A 15,055-nucleotide genomic window follows, 5' to 3' on the forward strand; every position below is an offset into this window, starting at 1 on the left:
ATCAGCCTAGTCAGCCGCCGGGACGTGCCGCCGCGGCGACCGTCCTCCGAGACGCGGAAGGCGGCCGCCGCGGCGCGGCCGGGCGGCTCAGAGCTGCTGCTGCCGGATGATGTCCTCCAGCGAGCCCGTCGGCACCTGCCCGTTCGGGGTCAGCTTGTCGACGACCTGCGGCAGAGTCTGCGCGATCTCGTCCGCAGCCTGCTCGGGCGTCACCCCGGCCTGCTGGGCGGCCTGCCGCAGGGTGTCGGCGGGCAGGGCCTCGGTGATCTGTGCGCCGCTGACCGGTTTGTTCTCGCCGGTGCCGACCCAGGACTGCGCCTGGTCCGCGAGACCGGCCTTGGTGAGCCCGTCGATCAGACCACCGAGCGGGTTGCTGCCGCCCCCGCCCTGGCTCATGAGCGCGCCGAGGAGCGAGCCGAGGATGTTTCCGCCGCCGCCGGCGCCGCCGCTCTGCCCGCCGCCGCCGAGGAGAGCGCCGAGAAGACCGCCCAGATCGTTTCCCGCCATGGCCCTGCCTTTCGAGAAAGGGTGAGATTACGGCCAATGTCGCCCAGGCCCGCACCTGCCGCCACTTGGACGATCACGGTGTGTTCCGCCCCGGGCCCCGGGGCCTTCGGCGCCAAGATGCTCGTGTTTGCGACGGTTCCTCAGCTTTCACACCTTCGGAGTGATGACGATGAGTCCTGACAGCACCGCCCGCCGCACGGTCCTGGTGGCGGGCGCCGCCTCGCTGGCGGCGGCGACGACCGGCTGCGGCGGCGAGAGCGGCGACGACAGCGGTACGGAGGCCCCGGAGACCCCGCGGCAGCCCTCCGAGGTGGGCGGCGAGCCGCTGGGCACCACCTCGGAGGTCCCCGAGGGCGGCGGAAAGGTGTTCAAGACGCAGAAGGTGGTGGTGACCCAGCCCACGGCGGGCGACTTCAAGGCGTTCACGGCGATCTGCACCCATCAGGGCTGCACGCTCAACAAGGTCGAGAACGGCACCATCGACTGCCCGTGCCACGGCAGCAAGTTCAGCATCACCGACGGCTCGGTGACGGCCGGCCCGGCGAAGCAGCCGCTGGCGGCCAAGAAGATCACCGTCTCCGGGGACAAGATCGTGCTCGCGTAGCCTGGCGCGCATGACTCCCGAGGCACTCGTCCGTGACCACACGGTCTATTCCTGCGTCATGGGTTCGCGCGCCTTCGGGCTGGCGACGGACGACAGCGACACGGACCGGCGCGGGGTCTTCCTCGCGCCCACCCCGCTGTACTGGCGCTTCGACAAGCCCCCCACGCATGTGGAGGGCCCGGCCGACGAGCAGTTCAGCTGGGAGCTGGAGCGCTTCTGCGAGCTGGCCCTGCGGGCCAATCCGAACATCCTGGAGTGCCTGCACTCCCCGATCGTCGAGCGCATCGACGACACCGGCCGCGAACTGCTCTCCCTGCGCGACGCGTTCCTCTCCCGCCGGGCCCTTGACACCTTCGTCCGCTATGCCGCGGGCCAGCGCCGCAAACTCGACGCGGACGTGCGCACGCACGGGGCGCCCCGCTGGAAGCACGCGATGCATCTGCTGCGCCTGCTGGCGAGCTGCCGCGATCTGCTCCACACGGGCCGGCTGGTCATCGAGGTGGGCGACGACCGCGAGCGGCTGCTGGCGGTCAAGCGCGGCGAGGTGCCGTGGCCGGAGGTCGAGTCCTGGATGACCCGCCTCGCCGGAGAGGCCGACGAGGCCGCCGTGAAGACCCCGCTCCCGCCCGAACCGGACCGCGCCCGCGTGGAGGATTTCCTCGTCCGCACCCGCCGTTCCTCGGCCGGGTGAGCCGGGGGTCCGGGTCCGCCGCTCCTCGGCCGGGTGAGCCGCGGGCCCTGGTCCGGGTCCGGGTCCGGGTCCGTCGGACGGCGGTCCGGCCGCGGCAGCGGCACGGCCGAGCGGCGACGAGGCGCTACGCCCGCAGCCGGATGCGTACGACGAAGTCGTGCAGCGCGTCGTGCGCGCCCGGCTGCCCCGGGAGCGCCGAGGTCGCCTGGGCGTCGTCCAGCGCCCCATGGAGCGTCTCGAAGTCCGCGCGTACGACACCCACGGCCAGGCCCACCGCCGGGCCGTGCTCCGCGGCCGCCTTCGCCTCGATCAGCTCGGCCAGATACCCGGGCGCGGCGGGCACCTCGCCGAGGAGCGTGGGCAGATGGGCCTGCACCTGGCCGGAGCGCATCAGAAGGATGCCGGTGAGCAGCGCGCGGAAGGCGTACAGCAGCGGCTTCAGCTCGCCCGTCTTCTCGTACAGCCGCCACTGTGTGTTCGCGAACCCCCGGTAGTGGTGGGCATGGTGGCTCGTGAGGACGCCCGGCGCCAGCTCGACCAGCTCCGCGTGCGCGTCGCCCGTGTGGACGACCAGCGGCGACAGCAGCTGCTCCAGCACATAGCCGTTGCGCCGCAGCATCAGCCGTACGAACTTGCGCAGGTCATGGGTCACGAGGTCCATCTCGACACCGTCCCGGTCCCACATCCGGGACCGGGTCTCCTCCGGCTCGCGGAGTCCGACGAGCTGTTCGGCCGGCAGCAGGTGGACGCCGCGCAGGTCCACGTCGGAGTCCCGTGAGGGGAACCCGTACAGGTGCGCGCCGGAGACCGTCGCGAACAGCAGGGGGTCGGGCTGTTCGGCGACGATCGGGGTGAGGTCCGTGCTCAGGGCGTCCAGCATGGATCAAGCATCCCAGAGCGCCCCGAGTGTCAGCAGTTCGCTGCGGTACTCGACGCGCTCCGCCCACTCCTTGGGCCACGCCCGCGCTCCCAGGTGCGCCCCCGCGAACGCCCCGGCCAGGCAGGCGATCGAGTCGGAGTCGCCGCGCGTGCAGGCCGCGCGGCGGAGGGCCAGGAGGGGCTGTTCGGGGAAGAGCAGGAAGCAGTGCAGCGCGGTCGCGAGTGCCTCCTCCGCGATCCAGCCGTCGCCCGTCGTGACGCACGGGTCGTGTTCCGGGTTCGCGTCGCGCAGGGCGGACGTCAGGCGTTCCAGGGCGGCGAGGCAGTCGTCCCAGCCGCGCTCGATGAAGGCTTCCGGTGTGGCGTCGTGGGCGTAGGTCCACAGGTCGCCGAGCCAGTTGTGCTGGTAGCGGGAGCGGTTCTCGTACGCGTACGAGCGCAGCCGGCCGACCAGGCCGAGCGGCTCCGTGCCCTGGGCCAGCAGGAACACCGCGCGGGCCGTGAGGTCGGACGCGGCCAGGGCCGTCGGGTGCCCGTGGGTGAGGGCGGCCTGGAGCTGGGCGGCGCCCGCGCGCTGGCCCTCGCTCAGCCCGGGTACGAGACCGACCGGGGCGACCCGCATGTTCGCGCCGCAGCCCTTGGAGCCGATCTGGCTGGCCTCCTGCCAGGGCATGTCGCTGTCGAGCTTGTGGCAGGCGACCATGCAGGTGCGGCCGGGGGCACGGTTGTTGTCCGGGGAGTGGTACCACTTCACGAACTCCTCGCGCACCGCCGGGGTCAGCCGCGGCGGGGCGAGCAGCCCCCGGTCCATCGCGGTCCGTATGCCGCGTGCCACGGCCAGCGTCATCTGGGTGTCGTCGGTGACGAACGCGGGCTTGGGCAGCGCCATCTCCCGCCAGGGCCCGCACGCGGCGAGGATCGACGGTACGTCCTTGAACTCGGTGGGGAAGCCGAGCGCGTCACCGAGCGCCAGTCCGGTCAGGGTCCCGGTGGCGGCCTGCTTGGTGGCGGTCCTCGTCGGGCTCGTCATGTCGTCTGTCGTCCTTCCGGTCGCAGGAGAGGGGGATGCAGGGCGTTGGCCGGCCCCGCCCGGTACAGCGCGGCCGGCTTCCCCCGGCCGCCGGTCAGGCGCGCGCCCCCGGCCACGGCTTCGACGAAGCCGGGCGTGGTGAGGACCTTGCGCCGGAAGTTGGGGCGGTCGAGTTCGACGCCCCAGACGGTCTCGTACACCTGCCGCAGCTCGCCGAGCGTGAACTCGGCCGGGCAGAAGGCGGTGGCGAGACAGGTGTACTCGAGCTTGGCGCCGACGCGTTCGTGGGCGTCGGCGAGGATGCGGTCGTGGTCGAAGGCAAGCGGAGCGCGATGGGGGTCCCCCCGGCCGGAGGCTGGGGGAGGCCGGTGCGTGCCGAACGGCATCCACTGGGCACGCGCGGCGTCGCCGCCGCCGTGCGGCTCCGGCAGGTCGGGCAGGAGCGCCGTGTACGCGACGGACACGACCCGCATCCTCGGGTCGCGGTCGGGTTCGCTGTACGTGCGCAGCTGTTCGAGGTGGAGCACGTCGACGGAGGTGTCCGACAGCCCGGTCTCCTCGGCGAGTTCACGCCGGGCGGCGGTCTCGGCCGACTCCCGGGGCCGTACGAAGCCGCCGGGCAGTGCCCAGGCGCCCTTGTACGGCTCCTCTCCGCGTTCGATGAGCAGCACGTGCAGCTCGCCGTCGCGGACCGTGAAGACGGCGAGGTCGACGGTGACGGCGAAGGGCGGGAAGGCGCGCGGATCGTACGCCCCGGGGTCGTAGCCCTCCATGCCGCTCACCTCCGCTCCGGAAGGGGGTCGGCGAACTGCCAGCCCCCGGCGAGCAGCGCGTCCACGGCGGCCACGGCCGCCCGCAGGCGCTGCTCGGGCGGGCCGCTCAGCCTGACGAACCGGCGGCCGGTGCGGGTGAGCCGGTCGGCGAACCGGTCGGTCATCCAGGGCCGCAGATGCTCCCCGTCGCGCAGCCCGTCGTCCTCGAAGGGCACGTCCCGGTGATCGGTGAGCAGCCACAGATGGCCCCGCCCGCGGGCGGCGATCTCCGCCACCTCCGCGCTCGGCCCGCCCATGTACCGCTCGTGCCAGATGGTCGTCGCGAACGCGTCGGTGTCGCAGATGAGCACGGGAGAGCCGGTGCGCGCTGCCGCATCCTCCAGCTCGCTCTGGCGCCGGGCGATCAGCGGGAAGTCGTCGGTGGTGAAGGTGACGTCCGGCCAGGTGGCGTCCGGCCGCCCGGCGCGCAGCTCGGCCAGCTTGCGCTCGCTGAACTCCCTGCCGTACTCGGGTACGCAGCCGGTACGCGCCCACACCCCGCCCCGGGCCCGGTAGTGCGCGGCGAGGGCGGTGGCCAGTGTGGTCGTGCCGGTGGATTCGGCGCCGAGGACGACGACGCGGCGGGCGAGGGCGGCCCGTACGGGCGGTTCGAGGAAGTCCCAGCAGCCGACGGGGTCCTTGCGGACGGCCGTACCGGACACCGGGAAGACCGTACGGCCCGGATCGACGCAGACGGAGTCGGCGCCGCCGAAGCGGCGGGCGAGTTCGTCCCCGTACGTCTCCGAGGTGAAGACCGCGTCCACACGTCCGGGGACGGCCGCGCGGAACACCGCCATGTGGGCCTCCCACACGGCCGGGTCGGTCAGGTCGACCGGGATGTCGTCCACGGCGCCCACCACCCGGACGCCCGGGTGCACTTCGCGCATCCAGGCGACGCGCTCCTGGAGCGGGACGGACTCGACGGACGCGGCGCAGACGAGGACGGTCAGCCGCTCGCAGCGGTCCTGTGCGGTGCGGACGAGATGGTGGTGGCCCGCGTGCGGCGGATAGAACTTGCCGAGGACGAGACCGTGCCTGTAGCGCTTCATGCCGTCACCTCCACGGGCTGCCGCCGCTGTACGGCCAGGTCGCGCGACCAGTTGCGCAGCCCGAGCACGCACAGGGTCATGAATCCGATGTAGAGGAGCGAGGTGAGGTAGAGCTCCTTGTACGCGTACAGCGGCACGTACACGACGTCGGCGGCGATCCACAGCCACCAGGACTCCAGCCTCTTGCGGCACTGCCCGTACGTCGCCATCAGGGACAGCGCGGTGGTCAGCGCGTCCCAGAACGGCACGGTCGAGTCGGTGGCCCGGTCCAGCAGCAGGGTCAGCGAGAGTGTCCCCACCACCCCCGCCGCGAGCAGCCACGTCCACTCGGTGCGCGTGGTGCGGCGCACCGGGAGGGCGTCGGAACCTGGTCCACCCCCGTGGGTCCAGGTCCACCAGCCGTACACGGCGAGGGTGATGAAGACGACCTGCAGCCCCGCGTCGGCGTACAGGCCGGCCTGGGTGAACAGCAGGACGAAGAAGACGTTGTTGGCGATACCGACGGGCCAGTTGGCCAGGTGCTGACGGGCCACGAGCCAGACGCAGAGCGCTCCGCTGCCGAAGCCCAGGACCTCGGTCCAGGAGACCGGGGTGTCGAGCAGCGTGAACAGAGGCCGCTGCAGTGGTTCGAGGACGTCCGCGAGGCTCAAGCCCGCCTCCTTCTTAAGAGTCACTCTGACTATAAAGGGCGGCGGGGGTGCTCGACAAGCACAAAAAAGCCCGCGGCCGTTCGAAAACGACCGCGGGCTCTCGTCGGGGGGTCCTGCAGACCGGCTTCCTCTATCGAGGGGGGGTCCTACAGACCGACTTCCTTCATCAGCATGCCGACCTCGGTGTTGGTCATCCGGCGCAGCCAGCCGGACTTCTGGTCGCCGAGCTGGATCGGCCCGAAGGCCGTGCGCACCAGCTTGTCGACCGGGAAGCCCGCCTCGGCGAGCATCCGGCGCACGATGTGCTTGCGGCCCTCGTGCAGGACGACCTCGACCAGGTAGTTCTTGCCCGTCTGCTCGACGACGCGGAAGTGGTCGGCGCGGGCGTACCCGTCCTCCAGCTGGATGCCGTCCTTGAGCCGCTTGCCGACCTCACGGGGCAGCGGGCCGGTGATGGCCGCCAGATAGGTCTTCTGCACGCCGTACTTCGGGTGAGTGAGACGGTGGGCCAGCTCGCCGTGGTTGGTGAGCAGGATGATGCCCTCGGTCTCGGTGTCGAGACGGCCGACGTGGAAGAGGCGGGTCTCGCGGTTGGTGACGTAGTCCCCGAGGCACTGACGGCCGTCCGGGTCCTCCATCGTCGAGACGACGCCGGCGGGCTTGTTCAGCGCGAAGAACAGGTAGGACTGGGTGGCGACGGTCAGGCCGTCCACCTTGATCTCGTCCTTCTCCGGGTCCACGCGGACGCCCTGCTCGATGACGATCTTGCCGTTGACCTCGACGCGGCCGGAGTCGATCAGCTCCTCGCAGGCGCGGCGCGAGCCCATGCCCGCACGGGCGAGGACCTTCTGGAGCCGCTCACCCTCCTGCTCGCCGAAGGTCTTGGGGGTCTTGATCTGCGGCTTGTTCGCGTAACGCTCGCGGTTGCGCTCCTCCGTACGGGCGTCGTACTCGCGCGAGCGCGCCGGGGTCGTACGGCCGCCACCGCGCTGCGGCGACTGCCGGGGACCACCCTTGGCACCGCCGCGCGCCGCCGCGCCGCGCCCCTTGCGCGGCTCGTCGCCGCCCACGTCGTAGGAGCGCTCCTCGGGGCGCGGGCGGCGCGGGTTGGACCCTCGCTCGTCGCGGTTGTTCCCGGCGCCCCGGTAGTTGCCGCGGCCCGCGCTCTTGCCACCACGGCTCCCGCCGTTGTTTCCGCTGCTGTTCCTGCCGCTGCTGCTTCGCATCAAAGTTCCGTCTTGTCGTCTGCGTCATCTCGGTCCGGAGCGTCCGGATCGAACGACGGGACCCCTTCCAGCGTGTCCGCCTCGATCGCGTCCGCCTCGGGGAGGAAGGGCGCGAGCTCCGGGAGCTCGTCCAGGCCTCGCAGGCCCATCCGCTCCAGGAAGTAGTTCGTCGTCCTGTACAGGATCGCACCTGTTTCGGGTTCCGCGCCCGCCTCCTCCACGAGACCGCGCTGGAGCAGGGTGCGCATGACGCCGTCGCAGTTCACTCCGCGCACGGCCGAGACCCGGGAACGGCTCACCGGCTGGCGGTACGCGACCACGGCCAGGGTCTCCAGGGCGGCCTGGGTGAGCCGGGCCTGCTGGCCGTCGAGGACGAAGCGCTCGACGGCCTCGGCGTGCTCGGGGCGGGTGTAGAAACGCCAGCCGCCGGCCACCAGTCGCAGCTCGAAGCCACGGCCCTGGACGGTGTACTCGTCGGCGAGCTCGCGCAGGGCGTCGCCCACCTCGCGCCTGGGCCGCTCCAGCACCTTGGCGAGGTGCTCCTCGGTGGCGGGCTCGTCGACGACCATGAGCACGGCTTCGAGGGCGGGCTTGAGGTCCGGCCGGACGTCCGGCCCGAGGTCCGACTCGAGACCCGGCCCGAGGTCCGACTTGAGGTCACTCATGCCTTCGCCTCCTGTACGACTTGATCGAATTCATCGGTGACGTGCGCGACGGCGTCGCCGCCCGCCCAGATGACCAGGAGCTCCCCCAGGGCGTCCTCCTGCTCCAGGGCGACGGCCTTGTCCCGGTAGAGCTCCAGGAGGGCGAGGAAGCGGGCGACGACGGTGAGGGTGTCGTCCACGTCCTCGGTCAGCTCGCGGAAACTCACCTGCCCGCGCTCCCGGAGCATGCCCACGACCAGCTCGGCCTGCTCGCGCACGCTCACGAGCGGGGCGTGGATGTGGTCGACGTACACCTGGGGCTTCGGCTTCGGCTGCATGGCCTTGACCGCCAGCCCGGCGAAGCCCTCGGCGCCGATGCTGATGACGACCTCGGGGAGCAGCTCGGCGTGGTGCGGCTCCAGACCGACGGTACGGGGGTACCGCCTGGACTCCTCGTCGAGCCTGCGATTGAAGATCTCCGCGATCTGCTTGTACGCGCGGTACTGCAGCAGCCGTGCGAACAGCAGGTCCCGCGCTTCGAGCAGCGCGAGGTCGGCCTCGTCCTCCACCTCGGCGGCGGGCAGCAGACGGGCGGCCTTCAGGTCGAGCAGCGTCGCGGCGACGACGAGGAACTCCGTGGTCTGGTCGAGGTCCCAGTCGGGCCCCATGGCACGGATGTGCGCCATGAACTCGTCGGTGACCTTCGACAGCGCGACCTCGGTCACGTCGAGCTTGTGCTTGGAGATCAGCTGCAGCAGCAGATCGAACGGACCTTCGAAGTTCGCGAGCCGTACGGTGAACCGCCCGTCGTCACCCGGGGGCTCCCGGTCCGCGTCGTCCGGCCCGGTCCGCGGCTCCTCCACCGCACCGGGCGGCGCGGCGGCGGCCAGGGGACCGGCAGGCGCACCCTTGTCCCCGCCGGGCTCCGCCGTCGCCTTCGCCGGGACCTCGCCCCCGGGCGTCCCGGCGACGGGCGCCGCGGGCGGCTCAGGGACTGCCTCGTCGGCGGAGCCGACCGGCGGGGCCTCCGGGGCCGGGGAGGGGTCCCGACCGGGCTCCGGGGCCGCCCCGGGGACGGGCCCCGTGCCCGGGCCGCGGCCCAGTGTGCGGCGGCGTGGGGGCGGGGTGGTGGGGTCGTCGGTCGGGGGCATCACGGTCCAGGGGCGCGAACGGGAGGACGGCAGCCCGCAAGGCTACCGTCAGCGTCCCCGCAGCCGCCGCACCAGGATGCTCGCGTCGCCCCGGGACTCCAGGTCCGCGAGCACGACGGCGACCGCCTCGCGGACGATGCGGCCGCGGTCGACGGCGAGGCCGTGCTCGCCGCGGAGCACGAGGCGGGCGTGCTCGAGGTCCATCAGTTCCTCGGCCGAGACATAGACCGTGATCTTCTCGTCGTGCCGCTCACGGCCGCTCGGCCTGCGGTTGGCCGTACGCCCCCGGCGGCGCGGCGCCGCGGCCGAGGGGGCCACGGGGCGGGCCTTCGCGGGGGCCGTCTCGGGCTCCGCGGCCGCCGCCCGGCTGCGCGGCTCCGGAGCCTCGTCCTCCGCGTCCGCCGTGGAGTGTTCGTGGTCCTCGGAGGACGGGCCGGACGCGACCGGGTCGCTCTCCCCCGACGCAGCCGGCCCCGGCACCCGTGCCTCGCCGCCCGCGCCGGTCGCCCCCCGCCTCGGGGACGACGACTGCAGGCCCATCCCCCCGGTCGTCCGGAACAGCTCGTCGGCCCCGGGCAGACTCACTCGGCGTGACACCGGGCGAGCACCTCCCTGGCGAGCTGGCGATAGGCGGCGGCACCGACCGAGTTGGACGCGTACGTCGTGATGGGCTCACCCGCGACCGTGGTCTCCGGGAAGCGCACGGTGCGCCCGATGACCGTGTGGTAGACGTGGTCGTCGAAGGCCTCGACCACCCGCGCGAGCACCTCGCGGCTGTGCACCGTACGCGAGTCGTACATCGTGGCGAGGATGCCGTCGAGCTCCAGATCCGGGTTGAGCCGCTCCTGGACCTTCTCGATCGTCTCGGTCAGCAGCGCCACACCGCGCAGCGCGAAGAACTCGCACTCCAGCGGCACGATCACCTTGTGAGCCGCCGTCAGGGCGTTCACGGTCAGCAGACCGAGCGACGGCTGACAGTCGATCACGATGTAGTCGTAGTCCTGCAGCAGCGGCTTCAGGGCGCGCTGCAGCGTGGACTCGCGCGCGACCTCGCTCACCAACTGCACCTCGGCGGCCGAGAGGTCGATGTTGCTCGGCAGCAGGTCCATGTTGGGCACGGCGGTCTTCAGCAGCACCTCGTCCGCCGACATGCCCCGCTCCATGAGCAGGTTGTAGACGGTGAGGTCGAGCTCCATCGGGTTCACACCGAGGCCGACCGACAGGGCTCCCTGCGGGTCGAAGTCGACGAGCAGCACCCGTCGTCCGTACTCGGCGAGGGCCGCACCCAGGTTGATGGTCGACGTCGTCTTGCCGACGCCGCCCTTCTGGTTGCACATCGCGATGATCTTCGCGGGGCCGTGGTCGGTCAGTGGCCCCGGGATCGGGAAGTACGGCAGCGGCCGCCCGGTGGGGCCGATCCGCTCGCGGCGCTGGCGGGCAGCGTCAGGGGCGAGCGTGGCCGCGTACTCGGGGTCGGGCTCGTACTCGGCATCGGGGTCGTAGAAGTGCCCCTCGGGCACTCCGTCGTAGTCGGCGAAGTGGGTGGACTCTCGGCCACTCTCGTTGCCGGCCATGGCGTTCACGTGTTGGCCGTCCATCATCTTCATCGTGTGGGCTGTCGTCGTCATGTGCTGGTGCGTCGCGAAGGTTCGGACAGCGACGGAGCCGACAGCTTCGAGCCCGCCACCTCCGGGAGAAAATGTCGACTCATTCACAAGTCGTCTTACCTCCTTGGACGGTGACCAGGAACATTTATCGATAGGTCAGCGTGGCACCATGCCGACGGTTGGCGACTCTATGGCGTGTCACCGGTCCGCAGCAACACAATCCGCCGGACCCGGCCGGATGTGTCGGCAACCGAACACCCCGCTGTCAAGGGCGCACAGCAGTCGGTCCGTGTGATTCACGGGTGTGCGAAACGGTTAAAGGGTTACGTTCGAGGCGAGTTGAGCGCACCCCGTGACGTGGCCGGACACACATCCGGCCGGACCTTGCTCGACAAGGTCCGGCCGGATGCGTGAGGTTGACGACTCGCGTTGACGAGCGGCCGTCGGATCAGCCCAGGAGCGCGCTCAGCTCGACGGACTCGAGGCCGTGCGCCTCGGCGACCTCCTTGTAGACGACCTTGCCGTCGTGGGTGTTGAGACCCTTGGCCAGCGCGGCGTCACGGCGGAGGGCCTCGACCCAGCCGTTGTTGGCCAGCGACACGATGTAGGGCAGCGTGGCGTTGGTCAGCGCGTAGGTGGAGGTGTTGGGCACCGCACCCGGCATGTTGGCGACGCAGTAGAAGACCGAGTTGTGGACCTGGAAGGTCGGCTCGGCGTGGGTGGTCGGACGGGAGTCCTCGAAGCAGCCACCCTGGTCGATCGCAATGTCGACAAGGACACTTCCGGGCTTCATCTTGGCGACGAGCTCGTTGGTGACCAGCTTCGGGGCCTTGGCACCCGGGATGAGGACGGCACCGACGACGAGGTCGGCCTCGATGACGGCCTTCTCCAGCTCGTAGGCGTTGGAGACGACGGTCTTGACCTTGGTACCGAAGACCTTGTCGGCCTCGCGCAGCTTGTTGATGTCACGGTCGAGCAGGGTCACGTGGAAGCCCAGGCCGACGGCGATCTGGGTGGCGTTCCAGCCGGACACGCCGCCACCGATGACGACGCACTCGCCGGGGGAGGTGCCCGGGACGCCGCCCGGCAGCACACCACGGCCGCCGACCGAGCGCATCAGGTGGTAGGCGCCGACCTGCGGGGCCAGCCGGCCCGCGACCTCGGACATCGGAGCGAGCAGCGGCAGCGCGCGGTTCGCGGTCTCGACCGTCTCGTACGCGATGGCGGTGGTGCCGGACTCCAGCAGCGCGTCCGTGCACTCCTTGGAGGCGGCGAGGTGCAGGTAGGTGAAGAGGGTCTGGTCCTTGCGGAGGCGGTGGTACTCCTCCGCGATGGGCTCCTTGACCTTCAGCAGCAGGTCGGCGGTGGCCCAGACCTCATCGGCGGTGGGCAGGATCTGCGCTCCGGCGGAGACGAACTCCTCGTCCGTGATCGAGGAGCCGACACCGGCGTTGGCCTCGATGAAGACCTGGTGGCCGTTGCGCACGAGCTCGTGCACGCCGGCGGGGGTGATCGCCACCCGGAATTCGTTGTTCTTGACCTCGCGGGGGATGCCGACCTTCACGTCGATCACGGTCCTTGGCTCTGGGGGATTTGTGGTGCATTTCCATACATACCCGCATACGCAGGGCGCAACGGGAGACACCGGAGCAACATCCGGCAGAGCCAGTCTAATGAAGGACTTCGCGCTGTCTAGCCTTGCAAAGCAAATTTCCTTGACGGAAACACTACGGATTTCGTAGGCCGGAAGGATCACTTCCCAGGAGTTGTTCGGCCATCGCACGGTGCAGCCTGGCGGCCGCGGGGTCCCCCATCCGCTCCAGCGTGTCGGCCAGCCTGAGCTGCAACGCGGCCTCCAGCCGGACGTCCCCGGCGCGCCGCGCCCAGGACACGGCCTCCTCACACGTGCGCAGCGATTCCTCCGGCCGTCCCGCGTACTCCTGGACCCTCGCCGTCTCACTCAACGCCCGCGCCTGGCCGGGCAGATCGCCCAGTCTGCGGTAGCCGGCCGCGGCCGCCCGCCAGCTGCGCAGCGCCTCCCCGTACCGGCCCGCGTAGCTCTGCACCGCGCCGAGCCGGCCGTACAGCCGCGCCTCGTCGGCGAGCTCCCCCCGCGCGAGGCGCTGGGAGAGGGCGCGCCCGTACCAGTCGGCCGCCCGCTGCCAGTCCTCCAGCAGCTGATACGTACCACCTACGGATTCCATTGCGCGGCCGGTCGCATACGGGTCATTTGCTCTGCGTCCGGCATCCAAGGCTGACCGATATCGCAGCAGAGCGTCACGAGTGCGTCCTGTCTGCGCATCCAGATCGGCGAGGTTCAGCAGGGCCGCCGCCTGCTCTCGATGCAGATCCCGGCGTTCGGCCACGCCGAGCACCAGCTGATGCAGTCCGTACAGCTCGGGGGCGGCCGCCTCCGTACCGCGGTGCGCGACCAGGGCCCGCACCAGCGCGGCGATCAGCCGCCGGGCCAGCGTGTCCAGCTCGCCGTCCGCCACCGCGACGCGCGCGGACGCCAGCAGCGCGGACTGCCGGGCCCGCAGCCAGTCGCCGGCCGCCGGCGCGCTCGCGAAGCGCAGCGCCCGCGGCAGACCGGCCAGCCGCTTGCGGGCCGCGGAACCGTCGGGCTCGGTGACCGCCCGGCACGACTGGAGCAGCCGTACGGTCCGCTCCAGCATCCGCGCCCGTGCCAGCTGCACCTCGGCGGGCCGGTCCTCGCAGGCCAGCAGGGCGTCCAGGAACGGGGCGAGGCAACCCGGCAGCTCGTACGTCTCCGGATCACCGGTCCTTCGCAGCAGACCGAGGGCGGCGAAGTCCTCCAGCGTCGACTGCGCGGCCGAGACCGAGCAGCCGGCCAGCGCCGACGTGGTGTGCGCGTCGGCCAGCCCGGAGGGCGCCAGGGCGAGCAGCCGCAGCGTCCGGGCGGCCGGCGCGGGCAGGGACTCGTACACGAGCCGGAAGGCGCGGGCCAGCGGGCGGGTGCCGGTGGGCTGCTCGGGGTCGTCCGGCAGCGCGCGCAGTTGCTTGGCGGCGTCGGCTACCGAGGTCTGCGGCCGGGCCGCGAGCCAGCCGCCGGCCAGCACCATCGCGGCGGGCTGCCCGCCGCACTGCTCCACGAGCGTTTCGGCGGCCTGCGGATCCACGGTGATCCGCACCTCGCCGGTGAACCGGCTCAGCAGCTCGATCGAGGACTTCGGGTCCATCCCGCCGATCGTGCACGGCCGTACGTCGGGGATCCCGGTGAGCGGACCCTGCGAGACCGCGACGACCAGGCACTCGGGGTTGTCAGGCAGCAGCGGGTCGACGAGTTCGGCGTCGCCCGCGTCGTCGAGGAGCAGCAGACAGCGGCGTACGGCGAGGGCCTCACGGACCATCTCCGCGAGCAGGTCCGCGTCGGCGCCGGGCGGGGAGTCGACCCCGAGGGCGTCGAGCAGCGCGCGGGCGGTGCGGTCGGTGGGGACGTGCTCTCCGCCGGGCTCGGTGAGCCGCGCCCGCAGCACCCCGTCCGGGTAGGTGTCCGCGAGCCTGCCCGCGAGCTCCTCGGCGAGCGCGGTACGACCGGCTCCGGGCCGCCCGGCGACGAGCAGCACCCGCGCGCGGGGGGCCTTGCGCCCGGAGATCGTGTCCAGCCCGGCCCGCTCGATGTCGGCCCGCAACGCCTTCAACTCCCGCTGACGGCCGATGAATTGCCCCGCCGCGCCGGCGGCCACCGGCCCGTCCACCGCCTGATCCGTCACGGGCTACGCTCCCCAGTCCTCAGCACAACGAGCCGAGCCCGCCGGGTCTCCGCGCGGGCGCTCCGAGCGTAATTCAGCCGCCCCACGGAACGACGCGGCTCACGGAGCCGTGCCCCCTGGATCCCCCCATCGGATCAACCGATGGTCACACCAGGACTCGCCCTCACGGGGCAGTCGTGGTTGCCCCGGTCCGGGCCGGGTGCCGTGTGGGGCGGTTGGTCGGGGCTGACCCGGTCCGGGTCGGTTGCTGTGGGGGCCGCTCCGGGGCTCGTATCCGGGACGGCATGCTGTGTCTTCTGGGGGACACCCCCAGACCCCCGTACGGCGCCTGCGGGCCCCCGTAAAGGCGCCCTGAGTCATGCGCCACACATCACGCTTCAGTGTCCCGGACACGCCCCCGCCGCGTCCCCCGCCGCGCCTGGCCGGGGTCCCTCCGTTTGTGGGCATGCGTTCCGCGGGGCAGAACGGGTG

Annotated in this window: 14 protein-coding genes and 1 pseudogene; 2 read left to right on the forward strand and 13 right to left on the reverse strand. The window is 71.8% G+C overall.

The window, feature by feature from the left end:
* Nucleotides 1–87: 87 nt before the first annotated feature.
* Nucleotides 88–507 (reverse strand): YidB family protein, encoded by a 420-nt coding sequence (locus ABT342_RS16740; protein WP_351573459.1) that lies wholly within the window; start codon nt 505–507, stop codon nt 88–90.
* A gap of 169 nt (nt 508–676) precedes the next feature.
* Here ABT342_RS16740 and ABT342_RS16745 point away from each other — a divergent pair, with 169 nt between their 5' ends.
* Together ABT342_RS16745 and ABT342_RS16750 are read left to right on the forward strand one after the other, a co-directional pair.
* Nucleotides 677–1,111: a Rieske (2Fe-2S) protein gene (locus ABT342_RS16745; RefSeq protein ID WP_502965556.1), complete on the forward strand. Its 435-nt coding sequence runs from the start codon at nt 677–679 to the stop codon at nt 1,109–1,111.
* Nucleotides 1,112–1,121: 10 nt separating this feature from the next.
* Nucleotides 1,122–1,802: a nucleotidyltransferase domain-containing protein gene (locus ABT342_RS16750; RefSeq protein WP_351573464.1), complete on the forward strand. Its 681-nt coding sequence runs from the start codon at nt 1,122–1,124 to the stop codon at nt 1,800–1,802.
* A gap of 124 nt (nt 1,803–1,926) precedes the next feature.
* On the opposite strand, the gene ABT342_RS16755 is transcribed toward ABT342_RS16750, so the two are convergent.
* The 12 genes and pseudogenes from ABT342_RS16755 to ABT342_RS16810 form a co-directional block, all read right to left on the reverse strand.
* Nucleotides 1,927–2,682 carry a nucleotidyltransferase domain-containing protein gene (locus ABT342_RS16755; RefSeq protein WP_351573466.1) on the reverse strand — a complete coding sequence of 252 codons (756 nt, stop codon included), beginning with the start codon at nt 2,680–2,682 and terminating at the stop codon, nt 1,927–1,929.
* Between the two features lie 3 nt (nt 2,683–2,685).
* Nucleotides 2,686–3,711: an ADP-ribosylglycohydrolase family protein gene (locus ABT342_RS16760; RefSeq protein WP_351573468.1), complete on the reverse strand. Its 1,026-nt coding sequence runs from the start codon at nt 3,709–3,711 to the stop codon at nt 2,686–2,688.
* Nucleotides 3,708–4,484 carry an NUDIX hydrolase gene (locus ABT342_RS16765; RefSeq protein ID WP_351573471.1) on the reverse strand — a complete coding sequence of 259 codons (777 nt, stop codon included), beginning with the start codon at nt 4,482–4,484 and terminating at the stop codon, nt 3,708–3,710. Before ABT342_RS16765 ends, ABT342_RS16760 begins: the two co-directional genes overlap by 4 nt.
* A gap of 5 nt (nt 4,485–4,489) precedes the next feature.
* Nucleotides 4,490–5,572, reverse strand: a complete 1,083-nt coding sequence (locus ABT342_RS16770; protein ID WP_351573474.1) for an AAA family ATPase — start codon at nt 5,570–5,572, stop codon at nt 4,490–4,492.
* On the reverse strand, nt 5,569–6,222 hold the full coding sequence (pnuC, locus tag ABT342_RS16775) for a nicotinamide riboside transporter PnuC (RefSeq protein ID WP_351573477.1): 654 nt from the start codon (nt 6,220–6,222) through the stop codon (nt 5,569–5,571). Before pnuC ends, ABT342_RS16770 begins: the two co-directional genes overlap by 4 nt.
* 146 nt (nt 6,223–6,368) lie before the next feature.
* The gene (locus ABT342_RS16780) at nt 6,369–7,448 is read right to left on the reverse strand and encodes a pseudouridine synthase (RefSeq protein WP_351573480.1); all 1,080 of its coding nucleotides are present in this window, start codon (nt 7,446–7,448) and stop codon (nt 6,369–6,371) included.
* Nucleotides 7,448–8,017 carry an SMC-Scp complex subunit ScpB gene (scpB, locus tag ABT342_RS16785; protein ID WP_502965557.1) on the reverse strand — a complete coding sequence of 190 codons (570 nt, stop codon included), beginning with the start codon at nt 8,015–8,017 and terminating at the stop codon, nt 7,448–7,450. The genes ABT342_RS16780 and scpB overlap by 1 nt, the downstream gene beginning before the upstream one ends.
* 92 nt (nt 8,018–8,109) lie before the next feature.
* Nucleotides 8,110–9,243 (reverse strand): segregation and condensation protein A, encoded by a 1,134-nt coding sequence (locus ABT342_RS16790; protein WP_351573485.1) that lies wholly within the window; start codon nt 9,241–9,243, stop codon nt 8,110–8,112.
* Between the two features lie 48 nt (nt 9,244–9,291).
* Nucleotides 9,292–9,840, reverse strand: coding sequence for a hypothetical protein (locus tag ABT342_RS16795; RefSeq protein ID WP_351573486.1), 549 nt, complete (start codon nt 9,838–9,840; stop codon nt 9,292–9,294).
* On the reverse strand, nt 9,825–10,958 hold the full coding sequence (locus tag ABT342_RS16800) for a ParA family protein (protein ID WP_351573488.1): 1,134 nt from the start codon (nt 10,956–10,958) through the stop codon (nt 9,825–9,827). Before ABT342_RS16800 ends, ABT342_RS16795 begins: the two co-directional genes overlap by 16 nt.
* Nucleotides 10,959–11,298: 340 nt before the next feature.
* A complete protein-coding gene (gene ald, locus ABT342_RS16805; RefSeq protein ID WP_351573560.1) occupies nt 11,299–12,414 on the reverse strand; it encodes an alanine dehydrogenase in 1,116 nt (371 codons plus the stop codon).
* Between the two features lie 156 nt (nt 12,415–12,570).
* Nucleotides 12,571–14,584 (reverse strand): annotated as a pseudogene (locus ABT342_RS16810) (AAA family ATPase); the annotation flags it as partial.
* Nucleotides 14,585–15,055 lie beyond the last annotated feature (471 nt).

The sequence above is a fragment of the Streptomyces sp. NPDC000410 genome (genome assembly GCF_040300305.1).
In the GTDB taxonomy this organism is placed as follows: domain Bacteria; phylum Actinomycetota; class Actinomycetes; order Streptomycetales; family Streptomycetaceae; genus Streptomyces.